Below are 16,181 nucleotides of genomic sequence, written 5' to 3'. Positions count from 1 at the left end.
CCGGTAGTCTTGGAGGATGAGCATGAGAGGATTCGTTCTGGCCGCCGGTGTCGTCGGCCTGCTGCCGGTTGCCGGGCACTGCGAGCCCCATCTGATGCCCGTGCCTGAAGGCAAGGCGCCGAGGATCTATCTGTTGATCGGGGGGGGGATCCCTCGGCCGCCAGCTTCCGCCAGGCCGAGTCGAGCTTTCGGGAAGGCGGTCTAGAGGTGGAGCTGCGAGTCGTGCCGGGCCTGGGCCACGCGTTCCCGAGACGCTCCACGGCCGAGCTGCGCAAGGCATTGCAGTTTCTGCTGACGACGCCCCGGGTCGAGGCGCCGGAGCCATCCTGAAGCTCCCTTCCTAGACCCTGTCCCCCGTCTTGGTGGCCTCGTAGGTGGTTCGGCCACTGTTGAGGTCGATGGCGGCGTGCAGGATCATCGGAGCCCAGAGCGCCCCGGTGAGCACGAACAGACCGGCCATCACCAGCCCCACGAGAGAGACGCTCGCGAGCGACCTCGGTCCCTGGTAGAGGTGCCCGAGGGAGAAGAGAACCGTGGAGCCGATCAGGGCCCACCAGATGCCGCCGAAAGCCGCGACCGCCCAGATCGCGTAGCCTCGATAGACGATCTCCTCGCAGATCCCCGCGGTGACGGACAGCACCCGGAAGGTCTTCAGCTCCCGTTCGGTATGGGGGACCAGCTGCTCGAGGTGCCCCATTCTTCGCCGCACGGATTCGAGCGATTCGGGGTTGCTGGTGACGGTTGCAGCCTGGATGAACAGTAAGATCGTGGCCACCAGAGCCAGGCCCGTTCCTAGCCAGAAGCGCCAGCCATTGTCGAAGCCGAAGCCCAGCTCCGGGAGCCCGCGTCCGGCCCCAAGCCATACTGCCAACAAAATCACCACCGTGACCCACTCGAGCACGATGGTCTGGCTGTAGGTGCGCAGTCGGACGGCTTCGTCTCCCGCCGCCAGCCTGCGAACCATTCTCCGATAGCCGACAACCGCAATCAAAGGCAGCAGGATGGCGAGGTAGGACAAGACGGCGATATCAAACCAGCGGAGCACGCAGCGAAGCCTCCCTTGGGTTCCGGGTAAGTCTGACACACGACCTCCTGCTAGACTCGCGCGAGTTCTGGTTCAATCAAGAGAGGGTTCGGATGAGCTTGCCTGAATTCACGATCGGTATCGAGGAGGAGTACCAGATCGTTGATCCGGAGACGCGCGAGCTGACCTCGTTCGTTCAGGAGTTCTTGGAGCAAGGCAAGCATGTCCTCAAGGACCAGATCAAACCCGAGTTCCTGCAATCGCAGGTCGAAGTAGGAAGCAAGATCTGCCGCACGATAGCCGAGGCGCGAGAGGAGTTGGTGCGGCTGCGCTCGGCGGTGGTGGGGGTCGCGGAGAGGAACAACCTCCAGGTGCTCGCGGCGAGCACGCATCCTTTTTCTAGCTGGGCGGACCAGGAGATCACGCCCAAGGAGCGCTACTACAAGCATCGTGAGCACTTGGCTTACATCGCGCAGCGTCTTCTCATCTTCGGCATGCACATCCACATCGGAATCGAGGATCCCGACCTGCGCATCGACCTGATGGATCAAGCTCGCTATTTCTTACCGCACCTGCTGGCTCTCTCGGCCAGCTCGCCCTTCTGGCTCGGGCGCGATACGGGCCTGAAGTCCTACCGATCGATAGTCTTCGAGAACCTACCGCGGACGGGGCCGCCACCGGCCTTCCAATCCTGGTCCGAGTACCAGCGCTTCATCGACACCCTCATCAAGACCAATTGCATCGAGGACGCGACTCGCATCTGGTGGGACATCCGGCCGCATCCCAGCTTCCCGACGCTCGAGTTTCGTGTCACCGACATCTGCACCAAGGTCGACGAAGCGATCTGTATCGCCGCCTTGACCGTGGCGATCGTGGCCAAGCTCTACCAACTGCGCCAGAAGAACCAATCCTGGCGTCGCTATCGGCACCACCTCATCGCGGAGAACAAATGGCGGGCGGTACGCTGGGGCACCGACGGCAAGCTTCTGGACTTCGGAAAGGGCGAAGAAGTGCCGTTCGAAGTTCTCGCCCGTGAGGTCGTGGACCTGGTCGAAGATGTCGCGGACGAGCTCGGGATCTCGGAGGAGATTGCCTACGTCGAGACCATTCTCGCCGAGGGTACGAGCGCCGACCGCCAGCGCAAGGTGTATGCCGAGACCGGTGACTTCAAGGCAGTCGTCGACCAGCTGGTCGCGGAAACCCGCGCAGGCTGCCGGTAGGGACGGGGCCGTGCCCTGAGGTTGCCTGGCGGGCCGATACCACCCAGTTGGGTGTGGCGCCTGGTTTCGGTGAGCCGTAGCCTGGATTCGCGCCGATCGGACGGCGCCCAGGACTGAGGAGGACGAAATGAAACATGCGGTATCCGGATACCAGATCTGGCTCTTGATCCTCGCCGTCGTCGGGCTGTTTTGCGCAACCGCCACGCAGGCCTCCGCTCAAGAGGAAGATGTAGCGAAACTGATCGAGCGAGGTCGGAAGAGCTACCTGACGCATTGCGGCTCCTGCCATGGCATGGAAGCGAAGGGGGACGGCGTCATCGCGCCCTACATGAAATCGATGCCATCGGACCTCACCCAGATCAACGAGCACAATCAGGGAGAGTTTCCCTTTGATGCCATCTACGACATTGTCGACGGTCGGGACGTGCCGGGACACGGCACCCGTGTCATGCCGGTTTGGGGGCCAGCCTTCATGGGCATGGACGAGACCGCGAGCAAGAAGGTGGTAAAGGAGAAGGTCATCGAGCTGGTCTATTACCTGAAGTCGATTCAGCCTCCGATTTCCGGCCTGTCTCCGATGATGGGAGGCGACCCGAACTAGGTCGGCTTCAACTCCGAGCCGGGGAACCTGAAACCCGGATTCCCGCGGCCAGCAGCTCTTCCACCGCCCGCTTGCCGTCACCCGGATTGAGATCGACCGAGCGCGTGGCCTCGAGTATCACGGTCGTCGACAGACCCGCGTCAGCGGCGTCCAGAGCCGTGGCTTTGACGCAGTAGTCGAGAGCCAGACCGAGCACGACCGCGCGTTCGATCGAGTGGCTCTCGAGCAGTCCCGCCAGTCCGGTTTCCGATCTTTTGCCGGTCTGGGGATCGCGGGTGGAGAAACCGGAGTACCCATCTTCGCCGCCGGTGCCCTTTCGGATCGACGGTCCGTCGACGTCAAGCTCCGGGTGAATCTCCGCGCCCCATTCGCCACCGACGCAGTGGACCGGCCAGATACCGCCGTCCTTCTCGAAATGGGGCGTCGATCGGGGATGCCAATCCTGGGTGTAGACGACCAGGGCACCCGCTCTTCTGGCACGGGCGATCTCCTGGTTGATGGGTTGGATGACCTGCTCGCCGCCGGAGACGTAGAGGCTTCCCTCGGGATCGGCGAAGTCGTTTTGAACGTCGACGACGATGAGCGCGGTCCGCTGGTCGTAGTGAGGCACTTCCGGGGTCCCTTCGGTTCGAGTCTAGGATATCGTCAACTCGTGAAGCGAGCGGATCGCAGGGTCGCCGAGGGACTTCTTCTCACCGATCAGTATCACCTGACCTCGGCCCAGATCTACTATCGACTGGGGCTCACCGAGCAGCGGGTGCAGTTCGACTATTTCTTCCGGAGATATCCGAACTACGGTGACCACCAAGCTGGATTCTGCGTCTTTGCCGGCTTCGAATGGCTACTTGACTGGATGGAGGAGGCCCGAGCGGGCGAGCGCGAGCTGGAGTTCTTGCGCGGCCAAAAAACGAGCGCCGGCGAGAGGCTTTTCGAAGACGGTTTCCTGGATTGGCTGCGCAACGAGGGTGACTTTTCCTCGATATCCATCGAGGCCGTGCCCGAGGGCCGGGTGGTCCACGCCAACGTGCCGTTGGTCGTGGTGCGTGGGCCGATGGCGATGGCCCAGGTTCTCGAAACGCCGCTTCTGAACCATCTGAACTACCAGACGCTCATCGCCACCAAGGCGGCTCGCGTCCGGGCCGCCGGCCGGGGACGCCCGCTTCTGGAGTTCGGTCTGAGGCGCGCCCCCGAGCGCGGGGCGAGTGCCGGCACCCGCGCGGCCCTCATCGGAGGGGCCGACTTCTCCTCGAACGTGGGCGTCTCGCACCTGCTCGGTTTCCAACCCAAGGGTACGCACGCCCATGGTCTGGTGCAGCTGTTCATGGCTCTCGGTGAGGGCGAGCTCGGTGCGTTTCGCGCCTTCGCCGAGAGCTACCCGGACGATTGCCTGCTGCTGGTGGACACGGTCGATACGCTGGAGAGCGGCGTGCCGAACGCGATTCGGGTCTTCGAAGAACTGCGGCGCAAGGGGCACCGACCGGTCGGGATCCGGCTCGACTCGGGTGACTTGGCCTACCTCGCCATTCGCTCCGCGGTGATGCTCGACACCGCCGGCTTCGAGGACGCCGTAATCACGCTCTCGAGCGGGCTGGACGAGCTCGCTATCTGGCAGATCTTGACCCAGATCGAAGAGGAGGCGCCTCGCTACGGCGTCGACGCCGACGCGTTGATCAACCGCCTGGTCTACGGCGTCGGAACCCGGCTGGTCACCTCCGGCTCGGACAATATCGACGGTGTCTACAAGGCGGCAGCCGTCGAGCTCGATGGCTCCTGGCAGCCGCTGTTGAAAGTGTCGGAGAGCCCGGCGAAGACGGTCAACCCAGGAGACAAGCGCCTGTGGCGAGTGTACGATCGGCGCGACACCGCGACAGTCGACGTGCTCGCCCTGGCTTCGGAGAACGTGGTCGAGGCGGGGAGGCTCGAGCTTCACCATCCGATTCGCGAGGATCTGACGCGGACTCTAATGGCCTGTGAGATCTCGTCGGTCGAGCCGCTTCTTGCCGACGCCGTGCGTGACGGCGAGCCGGTTGGACCGCCTCCCTCGATCGAGGAGATGCGAGCGCGCCGGCAGCGGGACCTGTCGCGGCTCGACCCGGGCGTGCGCCGGTTGGTCAATCCTCACGTCTACCATGTCTCGTTGACCCGAGAGCTCTGGGAGCTGAAGCAGAATCTGGTCACCGAAGCGACACGAGGCGCCTAGCCCCGACCGGATACCGACGGTCCAGGCGCGCCCGGTCCGGTCGGTTGCCCGTCTACGCGCCGAGGCCAGCCGCTTCGCCGAGGTAGACGGCGAAAATCAGGATCGCGATGGCGACCAGCAGAAGCTTTCCCAGCAGCGGGGCGGCGAAACGAAGCCAGCGCCCGTATGGAATCCGGCCGAGGGCGAGCGTCCCCATCACCAGAGCGCTTGTCGGCACCAGCATGTTGCTGAAGCCGTCGCCGAACTGGTAGGCGAGCACGGCGACTTGCTGGGGAACTCCGGTGAGAGTCGCCAGAGGCGACATGATCGGCATGGTAACGAACGCCTGGCCGCTGCCGGATGGGATGAAGAAGTTGCAGACGCTTTGAACGGCGAGCATCCCCACGGCCGAGACGGCCGGGCCGGTCCCCTCGAGAAGCGACGCGATCGAGTGGATGACGGTGTCGATGATCTGGCCGTCATTCAATACCACCTCGATGGCGCGGGCGAAGCCGATAATCAGCGCGGCGGCGGTCATCTCGCCGGCGCCGTGGATGAAGGTCTGACTGGTCTTGACGGGAGAGAGCCTACCGATGGCAGCGGCCAGAACACCGATCGCGAGGAAGATCGTCAGGAGCTCGCGGATGTACCAGCCCGCGGTCGAAGCCCCGATGACGAAACCAACGATGCCGAGCACGAACACGAGTAGGATCGCCAGTCTCGTGCCGGTGAGCCGTATGTCGTCAGGGGCCTCGAAGCCGTCGCTGTAGTCGACATCCGCGACCAGGCTGGTCGAGGGGTCGCGGCGGACCTTGAGTGCGTAGGTGTAGACATGCTGAAACCCGACCGCGAGGAAGATCACCAGGAGCCCGAGGCGAAACGGCCAGCCCGAGGTGGGCGCGAGCCCGGCGATGTCCTGAGCAATCAACACGCCAAAAGGGTTGGTGCCGGCGCAGGCCCAGCCAATGCCGTAGGGCACCCAGATCATCCCCATGGCGACGATGGCGTCCATCTTCATCGCCAGGCTCATGGTGATGAGAATTGGGATCAGCGGTACATACTCCTCGCCCATTCCGATGGTCCACGAGCCCATGCCGAACAGCACCAGACAACCGCCGATCAATACCCAGGGGCTTCTGCCGAGCTTGGCCACCGCCGTGTGCAGGAAGGCGTCGATGGCTCCGGTGGCGCGCAGGACGGCGATGACTCCACCGACCAGAAAGACCAGGAAGACGATCTCCTGGGCCGCTTCGAGGCCCTTGGGAACCGCGGTCAGAAAATGCCACGGCTTGAGAGCTACCTCGTCTTGGGCGCCGACCGCAGCGTAGCTGCCGGGGACCACCATCTCGCGCGAGGGGTTCTTCGGATACGGCTCACGCTCGAACTTGCCCTGGGGCACGGCATAGGTCAGCAGCTGAGCGATGATGACGATCGAGAAGATCAGGACGAGAGAGTCGATAACCCAGCGCTTTTTCTTGGTCATGGGGTTCTCCTTGGCGGACAGCCTGCGCGACTGTCGGCGATGTGTCGCAGCTCGAGGTGCGTCTCGGTCGTGGCGTCGGCATTCTAGCCCGGATTGTTTCTGGGAATTGGAGCGTCGAGGCGAAAAGAGGCTCGGAGCCGGTTGGTGCAGGAGGCCGTTCGCTTCGGCATTGTCGAGCCCTCCATAGACAGAACGTCCAGCGATCTCCTAGTCTGACTCCGGCGAGTTCTCGCCGATGTCCGAGTCGCACTTTGGAGACCCACCTGATGAACAACGCCGACTTTCTTGCTGAGATCGATCTGTTCCAAGAACTGCCACTGGACCTGTGCCGGCTGGTCGCCGAGTTCTTCGAGACGATCGACTTCGAGGACGACGAAGTCGTGTTCCGGGTGGGGGATCCGTCCAGGCACATCTTCGTCGTGAAGACCGGTGCCGTGGTGCTGTTTTCCGACCGGAAGGGGGAGGTGGTCGGACTCAAGGCACGGGTCGAGCCGGGGGGCGTGTTCGGGGAAGTAGGTGTTCTGCAGGGCTCCGGTCGGACTCTATCGGCCAGGTCCTCGGGCTCAACGACGCTCTTGAGACTGAGTGGAGCGAGTCTGCTGGAGCTGGCTCATGGGTACGATTCCCTCGCTCTCAAACTGTCGAAAACAGCGCTCACCTATTCCTTCGAGAACCGGTCCTCCCAAGCCGAGCTGGCTCGGCGCAGAGAAGCGCGGGTTCGAATCGGCTGCCCTGCCGAGCTCCGGATGGAGAGTCATGAGCCACTACCGATACAGGTCGAGAACCTCTCGATGGGAGGCGTCTGCTTGAGTGGGTTGCCCGAAGGTTGGGATATCGAGAAGGGCGCTGCTCTGTCGATTGGGATCGATCCCGCAACCGCGCTCTTTAGCGCGCATGGCCGAGTCGCCTGGCGCAAGAACGACCGGCTCGGGATCGCGTTCACGGAAACTCCCCCCGATCACGAGCTGAGAATCGCCGGGGCCCTGCACCGGCTTCTAGGGCGACTTGACATCGTAGGCGAACAGACTGTCCTGCTCCCGCAGGTAGAGCCTCCCGCCTGAGATCACTGGATGAGACCAGCTCGGATGGCTCACACCCGGGATCTCGAAGCTGCCTCGCTCTCTGTAGCCCTCCGGACTCGCATCGACGAGAATCATCCGGCCGTTCTCATAGCGAAAGTAGATGCGCCCGTTGGCGTAGGTGACGGCCGCCGAGCGGTTGCCCTGATTGCGCTCAGGACCCCAGGCAACTTCGCCGTTTGCGAGCTTGACGGCGAGCGGGAAGCCGTTGTTGTGGCCGGTTCCCGTAAAGATGTAGCCGTCGTCGAGAATCATGCCGCCGTGGTGATTCTGGAAGGTGTTCGCCTCGAGGAAGTAGATCTCCTCGGCTTCGATGCCGCCCTCACCGTCGGGTTTCAGCCGAAGCAGGGCCGCGCCGGTGCCATAGCCGCTGGAGGCGAAGACGTGATCACCGTCCACGAGCGGAGTGGCGATATTGGCGATATCGTTGGCGACTCTGTTGTAGCCCCAGAGGAACTTGCCGGTTTCGGCCTCGATTCCGATCAGGCCGCGGCCGATGAACTGGACGTAGTGCTTGATGCCGGCGCCGTGCGAGATCACGGCCGAGGAGTAGCCCGCGCCGTAGGCTCCTTGCGAGCCCAGGCGGCCGATTCGCGCCCGCCAGATCTCCTCCCCGGTGGTCTTGTCGAGGGCGACCAGCGCGGCGCCGGTGACCCCAGGGGTCACGATGACACGATCGCCATCGACCAACGGTGATTCGGCGTATTTCCAGTCGGTAGTGCCCATTGCCTGCATCAAATGGCTGCCGAAATCCTCGGGCAGGCTTCGGCGCCAGACCTCGTCACCGGTCGCGGACTCGAGGCAGATCACATCGCCCTCGGTGTTGGTGACGTAGATATGCGCTCCGTCTACGGTCGGTGTCGAGCGCGGACCCAGATATCGATCGTTCCAGGTCGGACCGATCTTGCTGCTCCACAGCGGGCTGCCGTCTGCTTCCTTGAGGGCTTGCGCGTACTGTCCGTCTTCGTGGTCGCCGAGGGTGTAGATGCGGCCGTTGGAAACGGAGAGGCTGGAAAAGCCGGAGCCCAGGCCCGTGGCCTGCCATGCCAGGGGTGGACCGCCTTCGGGCCATTCCTGAAGAAGGCCCATCTCGGGCGAACGTCCATCTCGGGCGAGGCCCCGCCACTGGGGCCAATCGGCGGCGCCCAAGGCCGCCCCTTGGGCGATCGTTAGTGCTATCAGCAGGGCTGGGACGTGGGGTGGGCTCACGAGCGTATCCTTTAAGGTAATGGGTCAGGTAATGGCGGCGTTCTAGCTATTGTACGGAGACCGGGCGTGAGAGTTAACCCGAGCGCCTGTCGAATAGAGTTACAATCGCCCGAACTCCGGAAGGGGCGAGGCCAATGAAGATTCAGCAGATTCTTGCGGATAAGGGCAGCGACATCTGGTCGATTGGGCCCGAGGCGACGGTTTTCGAGGCCTTGGAGCTTCTGGCCGAGAAGAAGATCGGTGCGGTCGTGGTCGTGGAGGAGGGACGGCTGATCGGGATCCTGAGCGAGCGTGACTACGCTCGTAAGGTCGTACTGCTTGGCCGCGGCTCGCGCAAGACCCCGGTACGCGAGATCATGAGCCCGGATCCGTGCTGCGTTCGGCCGGATCAGACCATCGACGACGCCATGGCGCTGATGACGGCCAAACGAATCCGGCACCTGCCGGTGGTCGAGGGCGCCGAGTTGCTCGGAATCGTGACCATCGGAGATGTGGTCAAGGCCAAGATCGCGGACCAGGAGTTCGTGATCCAGCAGCTCGAGAACTACATCACCAGCTAACCCGTCGCGGCTCATGCTCGACGGCTCTCGGCCGATCACTACCCGAAAGGGTGTACCGGCAGCAGGCTCGGTTTGGTTAGCTAGCCACGAAGGAGGCAGGACATGGATGCCTTTGCTGTGAAGAAGAGCACCCTGGAGATTCGCGACAACCTCGCCAGCTCCTACGACGACATCTTCACGCCGCAAGCCCTGAAGGCCATGGCCTTTCTGGCGCCGTTCAACGAGGACCGGCGCACGGTGATGGCGGCCAGGATTGAACGGCGGGCCGAGCGCTTTCGAGACCGCAGGCGCATTGGTTTCCTGGATCCCAACGCGGTCATCCCGAGGACCCAGATCCGGGTCGAGGACGCCAGGGCCGGTCGGTTCGTCGGCAGCGAGATTCCCACCGACCTCGAGCGTCAGTGGATTCAGGGCACGGGGCCGGCGGCCAAGCCTCGTTCCCCGGTGGAGAGCAGCATTCGGAATGTCGCCTACGCTCTGCTCTCGGGGGCCGATGGTTGGATGTTCGATGGTGAGGACGCCCTCGGCCAGGTCGAGTCGATGTCACTCGACAACCAGCGCAACCTGATGTTGGCGATCGCGAGGGACGCCGTGTTCCTGCGTGCCGCGGAACAGGTGGCGGCCGAAATGAACCAATGGGCCGAAGGTTTCTTCGGCCGGCCGATCATCGACGACTGGCTCGAGCAACTCGACTTCACAACCAAGATCTTCAGGGCTCGGGGACTTCACCTGGACGATCGCCACGTTCGCAGCGCCGACGGCACCGGCTTCTCGGCTTCGATCGTCGACATGACGCTTTACGTCGTCAACAACTACCGGCTGCTGCAAGAGGCCGGCTCGTCGATCGTCCTCTATCTGCCCAAAATCCAGACCGCCGAAGAGGCCGCGCTCTGGAATCACATGCTCTCGGCTCTCGAGATGCATCTCGGCCTCGAAGAGGGCATGGTCAAGACCTACGTTCTGGTGGAACAGCTCGAAGCCAGCTTCCAACTCATGGAGATACGAGCCGTGCTCGGGAGCCGCTTCGTCGGTTACAACACCGGTCGCTGGGACTACATCAACAGCGTTTCGGACGCCATGGCGTGGGATCCGGACTTCGTCAACCCGAACATCGATGCCATCACCATGACCTACGGCTACATGCGCACCTACGAAGACCGCGTTCGCAGAGCCGTGAACACTCCCGATCTGAACGGTCGATGCGCCCTCTGGCAGGGGGGGATGGAGCCGAACATCCCCGTGGGGTCGAGCGGGGGTGTCGCGGCAGGCATGAAGCGCGCGGTCGCCGGCGGCCGTCGGGAAGAGGAGGCCGGCGCGAGCGGCAAGTGGGTGGCGCATTGGAAGATGGTCCACATCGTGCGCCCGATCTGGGAAGAGGTGGGGCAGGCAAACCAACTCGGCAGGGACTTCCCGGCGCTGACCTACACCGATGAGGACGCGGATGCCCTGGTGCGGCTCGAGCCGGCTCCGAGGTCGGTTCGCGGGGCCCGGGATCTGTTGAGCGTCGCCTTGCAGTACGGCAACGCCTTTTGCCAGGGTTTTCAGGCGGCTGCTCTCAAGCCAGCCGATTTCTTTGGTAACGACGACGTGCTCTACCTGATGGAAGACATGGCCACCGGCGAGATCCGGCTGAGCATTCTCTGGGAGTGGCTTCACAAGGCAGCGGCCATGACCGAGGCCGATCCGGAAGCCGGTGTCGCGGCCGGCGAGCGCTTCACCGCCGATCTCCTGGCGAGGCTTCTCGTCGAGGAGTACGAGAAGCTTCTTGCGGCGGACAACCGGGACGTGCACGACAATTCCAAGAAGACGACGCTGCCGATCGCCCGCGAGATCGTCCGGACCTACGTCACCGACGAGGTCAAGGCGCCCTGGTACATCGACCTTCTCAACCTCAACCTGGGCATTGACGACCTCGCCACCGCGGCGCAGCGGATCGAGAGCTACATGGACGCCTTTCGCCGCGACGGCACCCGGACGACCGAGAACCTGGACTTTGTCCGCAATCAGGCGGACGCCAACAACCAGGAGACGTGATGAGCTCATTGACGAACAGGATCGACCGAATCGAGAAGTGGTTCTCGAGCCCCCGCTTTGATGGGGTCTTGCGCTTGTACTCTCCGCGCGAAGTGGCCGAGCAGCAGGGCACCATCGGCAACGATTACCCGATCGCGCGCCAGGCCGCGGAAGCCTTCTTCGAGCGTTTGCGGGAGCTGTTCGGAGAGCGCAAGCAGATCACCACGTTCGGACCCTATTCTCCGGGGCAGGCCGTGACCATGAAGCGGCAGGGTATCGAGGGCATCTACCTGGGGGGTTGGGCCACTTCGGCCAAGGGGTCGGTTTGGGAAGACCCGGGTGCCGATCTGGCGAGCTATCCGCTGAGTGGAGTTCCAGAGGAGGCGGCGCCGATCGTTCGGGCCCTTTTGACGGCGGACAAGAACGACCACTTCGCCCGCGCTCGGATGAGTGAAGAGGAGCGGAAAGCAGCGCCCAGGGTCGACTATCGGCCGTTCATCATCGCCGACGCCGACACCGGCCACGGCGGCGACGCCCACGTCCGGAACCTGGTCCGGAGGTTCGTGGAGGTCGGGGTGCCGGGGTACCACATCGAAGACCAGAAGCCCGGCGTCAAGAAATGCGGCCATCAGGGCGGCAAGGTTCTGGTTGCCGTCGACGAGCAGATCAAGAGGCTCAACGCGGCTCGTCTTCAGCTCGACATCATGGGAGTTCCGGGCCTGATCGTTGCACGCACCGACGCGGAATCGGCCACCTTCCTGGAGAGTCGCTCCGACGAGCGCGATCATCCCTTCATCCTGGGGGCGACCAACGTCGAGCTGCCCAGCTACAAGGCCGGCTTCATCGCGATCTCGAAGAAGTTCTTCGACCATGGAGTCGAGGAGATAAGAGGTCATCTTCTGTTTGCCATGTCCGAGGCCGAGTGCGCGGCCGCGGATGCCTGGCTGGATCGAACCGGCTTGTCGGCAATGATCACGGAGAGCGCGGAGTCGTTCCTGAGCACCCGGGAAGGGAGCGTGAACGCGCTGCTCGACGGCATCGTCACCAGTTACCTCGAGCGCTGGCAGGCCGAAGCGGGGTTGAAGACCTACCGCCAGGCGGTTGCCGACGTGGTCGAGTTTCGCACCGGCGAGGGAGAGCAGCTCGACATGAGTGTCGAGCAGTGGCTGGAGTTTGCCGATACCGCCTCTTTTTACGCGGCCCGGGAGCGGGCGAGCGCGCTCGGCATCAACATCATCTGGGACTGCGAGCTCTCCAAGACTCCTGAGGGCTACTACCAGATTCTGGGAGGCATCGACTACGCGATCGCCAAGTCACTGGCAGTGGCGCCGTTCGCGGATCTCCTGTGGATGGAGACCAAGACCGCCGATCTGGACGACGCCGAGAAGTTCGCGACCGCCATCCACGCGAGGTTTCCCGAGAAAATGCTCGCCTACAACCTATCGCCTTCCTTCAACTGGGATACGACCGGTATGAGCGAAGACGAGATGAGGAGCTTCCCCGAGGAGCTGGGCAAGCTCGGCTTCGTGTTCAATTTCATCACCTACGGCGGGCACCAGATCGACGGGTTGGCAGGTGAAGAGTTCGCGACCGCGCTGCGGGAGGATGGCATGCTCGCTCTGGCCCGTCTCCAGCGCAAGTTCAGATTGGTGCAGTCGCCCTACAAGACACCCCAGAGCCTGGTCGGCGGCCCGAGGCTCGACGGCGCACTCATGGCCTCCTCGGGGCGGAGCGCGACCACGAAAGCCATGGGTAAGGGCTCGACCCAATTCCAGCATCTGGTTCAGACCGAGGTGCCGCGAGCTCTGCTCGAGGAGTGGATCGACATGTGGACCGCGTACTACGAGCTGGGGCGGCTGCGGGTGGAGATGCGACCTCACACCGCGGGGTCCGAGCTTCTGGAGCTCAGCGTGTTGGACGAGCCGGGAGAGAAGGTGGCCAACGTCGTGTTTGCGGTGATCAAGGACCGGCGGGGCCGGAACATCCTCTCGGTGCGAGACCAGAACACCTTCGACACGGCATTGCGCAAGAAGCGCCTGATGACCCTGGTTCACCTGTTCTTGATCCATCGCTACAGGATCGACTCGGTGCACTACGTGAGTCCGACCGAGGACAACAAGTACCAGACCGAGAAGATGAAGACCCACGGTCTGTTCGCGGATGTTCACAGCGAGGTCGGACACATCATCGTGGCCGATGTGGATTTCCAAGGTGTGGAGGAGCTGCTCAATCCCGATCGCGTCGAGCTGACCCGGCTGATCGACAAGACACGGGCGCCGGTGCCGGTGTCGGTGTAGATCGGGGACACCAAAGAATGGTGTCCCCGGTACTAGGCCGGCACTTCGGCCGGCTCGGTGCGCACCAGGCGGTGGCACTCCCGGTAGGGGTGGAACTCGATCACCTCGCCGGCTCGGATCCGCTCTTGCACGGCCTTCCAGAACCCGACTCCGGCGAGGTCGCCATGGCTTCGCTCGAAGGCTTGCCGTAGCGCGCCCGAGAAACCCAGGAAGGAGTTGAGCTCCTCGGGGAAAACGTCCTCCTCGGCGACCGAGAACCAGGGCTCGGAGGCCATCTCCTCGAACTCGTTGCGAGGTTTCGGGAGGCGGCGAAAGTTCCGTGTGCTCACGTGGCTGACCTCGTCGTAGTCGTAGAAGACGACTCGTCCGTGCCGCGTCAGGCCGAAGTTCTTGAGCAGTATGTCGCCCGTGAAAATGTCGGCCGCTGCGAGGTCCTTGAGGGTCTGTCCCCAATCGAGAACCGCGGCCTCGGCCTCCTCCGGGCTGGCGGACAGGAGGAACACATCGAGCGGCGTCACGCGGCGGCCGACGTACATGTGCTGGATCACGACCTCGTCGCCGTCGAGCACCACGGTTCTGCCGGCTACCTCCAGCAGTTCGTCTAGAAGCTCCTTGCTGAAGCGCCTCTTCGAGAACTTGACATGCTCGAAGACCTGGTAATCGACGAGTCGTCCAACGCGGTCATGGAGCAGGACCTGGCGGTACTTGCCGCGGATCTCGTCTCGGGTCGTCGACTTCGAGGACGGGAAGACATCCTTGATCACCTTGAAGACGAACTCGAACGATGGCAGGGTAAAGACCGACATCACCAGGCCGGGCTGACCCGGTGCCACCACGAACTGCTCGTCCAGGCTCTCGATGTTCGAGACGAGGTCGGCGAAGAACTCGCTCTTGCCATGCTTGTTGTAGCCCAGCGAGATGTATAGCTCAGAGACTCGTTTGCGAGGCAGGATCGAGTGGAGAAAGCCGATGACCTCGCGCGGGCTGGCTAGATCCGCGTGGAGGTACCAGCGGGCGAAACTGAACAGAATGCTGGTGTCCTCCTCGGACAGCAGCACGGCGTCGACTTCGAGCCCCTGGTCATGGTTGAGGATGGCGAGCACCAGCGGCAACACGGTATCGCCTCGGCGCATTCTGCCAACCACGTAGGCCGCCTTGTTGCGAATGAAGATCGGCTCGAGCACGTCAACCGCCTCGATCTCGTGATGCCCGAAGGTCTCGGTGACGGTCTGCTCGACCCGATTCGCGACCAGCCGGGCGTCGCCCGTGAGATCCTTGAACGGGACTCGGAAGTCGGCGTCCTCGAGTATCTTCCTTATCAGCATCTCGTCGATGCGCCGGACGCCGTACATGCGGGCACTCGCCATCTCCCATCCCCTAAAGGGCAGCGGAAAGTCACGCGAAACATAGTCGATCCGTGGGTCTACACCGACATGCGGAAAGACCTTGCGGGTCAACGAGTTGAAGTAGGTCTCGGCAAGCTCGAAATCGTTCCTGCCCAAGATGGCGTGCGTATACGCTTGTTTGATCGGAGCCCACGCGTCGCGGTTCTCGAAGCTCTCTTGCAGCTGTTCTCGGAGAGCCTCGATCGTCTCCTCGATGCACTGATCGTAGAGCTCGAGCCGTTTGACCGTGTCCCACCGGATGCCGTCCCAGTCGCGCCGCTCGAAGCGCTTTCTGGCACGGCGAGTCATGGCGCGGAAGCGATCGTGGTGGTCGTCGAACCCTCGGAGGATCGTGTCGGCGGCGCGCTCTGGTGGGACAATAAAGGTCATGGCATCGCTACCGTGAGCCGGCTCGGGTCCGTTGACGACTATACGGGGCTTCGGCCTCGGTCTGTCAAGGTTCTAAACCTCGACCGCGCCGGTGCCGTATGTAAGGGGGGTATCCCCGCCGGCAACCGTGGACTGACTCTGGAGACGAACATGCCGATAGCTCGATCCCTTACCGCACTCCTGGCCGTCGTGCCCCTGGTGTCCGCCGCAGCCTATGGCGAGGCCGTCCCGGCCAGGAGTGACTTCGGAAGCCTGAACTCCGCGGCGCCGCCCGAGACCGCCCAGTTCTCGTTCGCGATCGGCGAGTGGGAATGCAAAACACGCGGAATGCAGGCGGATGGCTCGATCCAGCCGACTGCGCCGGCCACCTGGACCTTTTACTACATTCTCGACGGGTGGGCCATCCAGGACGATTGGGTTTCAAAGCAGCCCGACGGTGCGCGGTTCTACGGTACGAATATCCGCTCGTTCAATCCCCAGACCCGGACGTGGGACAACCGCTGGCTGTCCGCGGGCAGCCTGCAATGGAAATACTTCGAATCCGAACAAGTCGGGACGACGATGGTGATGACCGGTGGTGAGGGTCGAGACCGACAGGACCGACCGTTCATCGATCGCAATACCTTTCACGACATCACCGAAAACTCCTGGAAATGGCGCAAGGACCGCTCGTTCGACGGCGGCGAGACCTGGGTGGAAGGGGTGTTCTTTATCGACGCTCGGAGAGTCCGATAGTAGATC

At 63.2% G+C, this 16,181-nt stretch carries 14 protein-coding genes; 9 read left to right on the top strand and 5 right to left on the bottom strand.

All coding sequences use genetic code 11. From position 1 onward, the window contains the following. Positions 1-22 precede the first annotated feature (22 nt). On the top strand, positions 23-205 hold the full coding sequence (locus GY769_05230; protein ID MCP4201321.1) for a hypothetical protein: 183 nt from the start codon (positions 23-25) through the stop codon (positions 203-205). Between the two features lie 135 nt (positions 206-340). Here GY769_05230 and GY769_05225 read toward each other — a convergent pair whose 3' ends face one another. Then, the gene (locus GY769_05225; protein ID MCP4201320.1) at positions 341-1,045 is read right to left on the bottom strand and encodes a CPBP family intramembrane metalloprotease; all 705 of its coding nucleotides are present in this window, start codon (positions 1,043-1,045) and stop codon (positions 341-343) included. A gap of 92 nt (positions 1,046-1,137) precedes the next feature. On the opposite strand from GY769_05225, the gene GY769_05220 reads away from it, so the two are divergent. Both GY769_05220 and GY769_05215 read left to right on the top strand, forming a co-directional pair. Next, positions 1,138-2,244: a carboxylate-amine ligase gene (locus GY769_05220; protein ID MCP4201319.1), complete on the top strand. Its 1,107-nt coding sequence runs from the start codon at positions 1,138-1,140 to the stop codon at positions 2,242-2,244. 127 nt (positions 2,245-2,371) lie between these two features. Continuing rightward, positions 2,372-2,845: a cytochrome c gene (locus GY769_05215; protein MCP4201318.1), complete on the top strand. Its 474-nt coding sequence runs from the start codon at positions 2,372-2,374 to the stop codon at positions 2,843-2,845. Between the two features lie 7 nt (positions 2,846-2,852). Here the strand turns inward: GY769_05215 and GY769_05210 are convergent, their stop codons facing one another. Then, positions 2,853-3,455 (bottom strand): isochorismatase family protein, encoded by a 603-nt coding sequence (locus tag GY769_05210; protein ID MCP4201317.1) that lies wholly within the window; start codon positions 3,453-3,455, stop codon positions 2,853-2,855. Positions 3,456-3,497: 42 nt separating this feature from the next. Here GY769_05210 and GY769_05205 point away from each other — a divergent pair, with 42 nt between their 5' ends. After that, entirely contained in the window at positions 3,498-5,045 is a 1,548-nt protein-coding gene (locus tag GY769_05205) for a nicotinate phosphoribosyltransferase (protein MCP4201316.1), read from the top strand. A gap of 52 nt (positions 5,046-5,097) precedes the next feature. Here the strand turns inward: GY769_05205 and GY769_05200 are convergent, their stop codons facing one another. Then, the gene (locus GY769_05200; protein ID MCP4201315.1) at positions 5,098-6,507 is read right to left on the bottom strand and encodes a YfcC family protein; all 1,410 of its coding nucleotides are present in this window, start codon (positions 6,505-6,507) and stop codon (positions 5,098-5,100) included. A 266-nt stretch (positions 6,508-6,773) separates the two neighbouring features. On the opposite strand from GY769_05200, the gene GY769_05195 reads away from it, so the two are divergent. Then, positions 6,774-7,568: a cyclic nucleotide-binding domain-containing protein gene (locus GY769_05195; protein MCP4201314.1), complete on the top strand. Its 795-nt coding sequence runs from the start codon at positions 6,774-6,776 to the stop codon at positions 7,566-7,568. On the opposite strand, the gene GY769_05190 is transcribed toward GY769_05195, so the two are convergent. Then, positions 7,503-8,735, bottom strand: coding sequence for a PQQ-binding-like beta-propeller repeat protein (locus tag GY769_05190; protein ID MCP4201313.1), 1,233 nt, complete (start codon positions 8,733-8,735; stop codon positions 7,503-7,505). The two genes, GY769_05195 and GY769_05190, sit on opposite strands and share 66 nt — an antisense overlap. A gap of 194 nt (positions 8,736-8,929) precedes the next feature. On the opposite strand from GY769_05190, the gene GY769_05185 reads away from it, so the two are divergent. From GY769_05185 to GY769_05175, 3 genes are all read left to right on the top strand, one after another. Further along, the gene (locus GY769_05185) at positions 8,930-9,355 is read left to right on the top strand and encodes a CBS domain-containing protein (protein ID MCP4201312.1); all 426 of its coding nucleotides are present in this window, start codon (positions 8,930-8,932) and stop codon (positions 9,353-9,355) included. A 102-nt stretch (positions 9,356-9,457) separates the two neighbouring features. Next, on the top strand, positions 9,458-11,389 hold the full coding sequence (locus tag GY769_05180) for a malate synthase (GenBank protein ID MCP4201311.1): 1,932 nt from the start codon (positions 9,458-9,460) through the stop codon (positions 11,387-11,389). Then, positions 11,389-13,665, top strand: a complete 2,277-nt coding sequence (locus tag GY769_05175) for an isocitrate lyase family protein (protein MCP4201310.1) — start codon at positions 11,389-11,391, stop codon at positions 13,663-13,665. The genes GY769_05180 and GY769_05175 overlap by 1 nt, the downstream gene beginning before the upstream one ends. 32 nt (positions 13,666-13,697) lie before the next feature. Here GY769_05175 and aceK read toward each other — a convergent pair whose 3' ends face one another. Then, entirely contained in the window at positions 13,698-15,440 is a 1,743-nt protein-coding gene (gene aceK, locus GY769_05170) for a bifunctional isocitrate dehydrogenase kinase/phosphatase (GenBank protein MCP4201309.1), read from the bottom strand. Between the two features lie 150 nt (positions 15,441-15,590). On the opposite strand from aceK, the gene GY769_05165 reads away from it, so the two are divergent. Beyond that, positions 15,591-16,175, top strand: a complete 585-nt coding sequence (locus tag GY769_05165) for a hypothetical protein (GenBank protein ID MCP4201308.1) — start codon at positions 15,591-15,593, stop codon at positions 16,173-16,175. Positions 16,176-16,181 lie beyond the last annotated feature (6 nt).

It is taken from the genome of bacterium, from assembly GCA_024224155.1.
Lineage (GTDB): Bacteria > Acidobacteriota > Thermoanaerobaculia > Multivoradales > JAHEKO01 > CALZIK01.
Note: the sequence above shows the minus strand (reverse complement) of the source record. Positions and strands in the feature narration are given on the sequence as shown.

What these genes read in the sequence shown, in the direction of transcription:
- aceK (MCP4201309.1), bottom strand. Translation starts at nt 15,440, where the DNA reads ATGACCTTTATTGTCCCACCAGAGCGCGCCGCCGACACGATCCTCCGA.
- GY769_05165 (MCP4201308.1), top strand. Translation starts at nt 15,591, where the DNA reads ATGCCGATAGCTCGATCCCTTACCGCACTCCTGGCCGTCGTGCCCCTG.
- GY769_05175 (MCP4201310.1), top strand. Translation starts at nt 11,389, where the DNA reads ATGAGCTCATTGACGAACAGGATCGACCGAATCGAGAAGTGGTTCTCG.
- GY769_05180 (MCP4201311.1), top strand. Translation starts at nt 9,458, where the DNA reads ATGGATGCCTTTGCTGTGAAGAAGAGCACCCTGGAGATTCGCGACAAC.
- GY769_05215 (MCP4201318.1), top strand. Translation starts at nt 2,372, where the DNA reads ATGAAACATGCGGTATCCGGATACCAGATCTGGCTCTTGATCCTCGCC.
- GY769_05220 (MCP4201319.1), top strand. Translation starts at nt 1,138, where the DNA reads ATGAGCTTGCCTGAATTCACGATCGGTATCGAGGAGGAGTACCAGATC.
- GY769_05230 (MCP4201321.1), top strand. Translation starts at nt 23, where the DNA reads ATGAGAGGATTCGTTCTGGCCGCCGGTGTCGTCGGCCTGCTGCCGGTT.
- GY769_05195 (MCP4201314.1), top strand. Translation starts at nt 6,774, where the DNA reads ATGAACAACGCCGACTTTCTTGCTGAGATCGATCTGTTCCAAGAACTG.
- GY769_05200 (MCP4201315.1), bottom strand. Translation starts at nt 6,507, where the DNA reads ATGACCAAGAAAAAGCGCTGGGTTATCGACTCTCTCGTCCTGATCTTC.
- GY769_05185 (MCP4201312.1), top strand. Translation starts at nt 8,930, where the DNA reads ATGAAGATTCAGCAGATTCTTGCGGATAAGGGCAGCGACATCTGGTCG.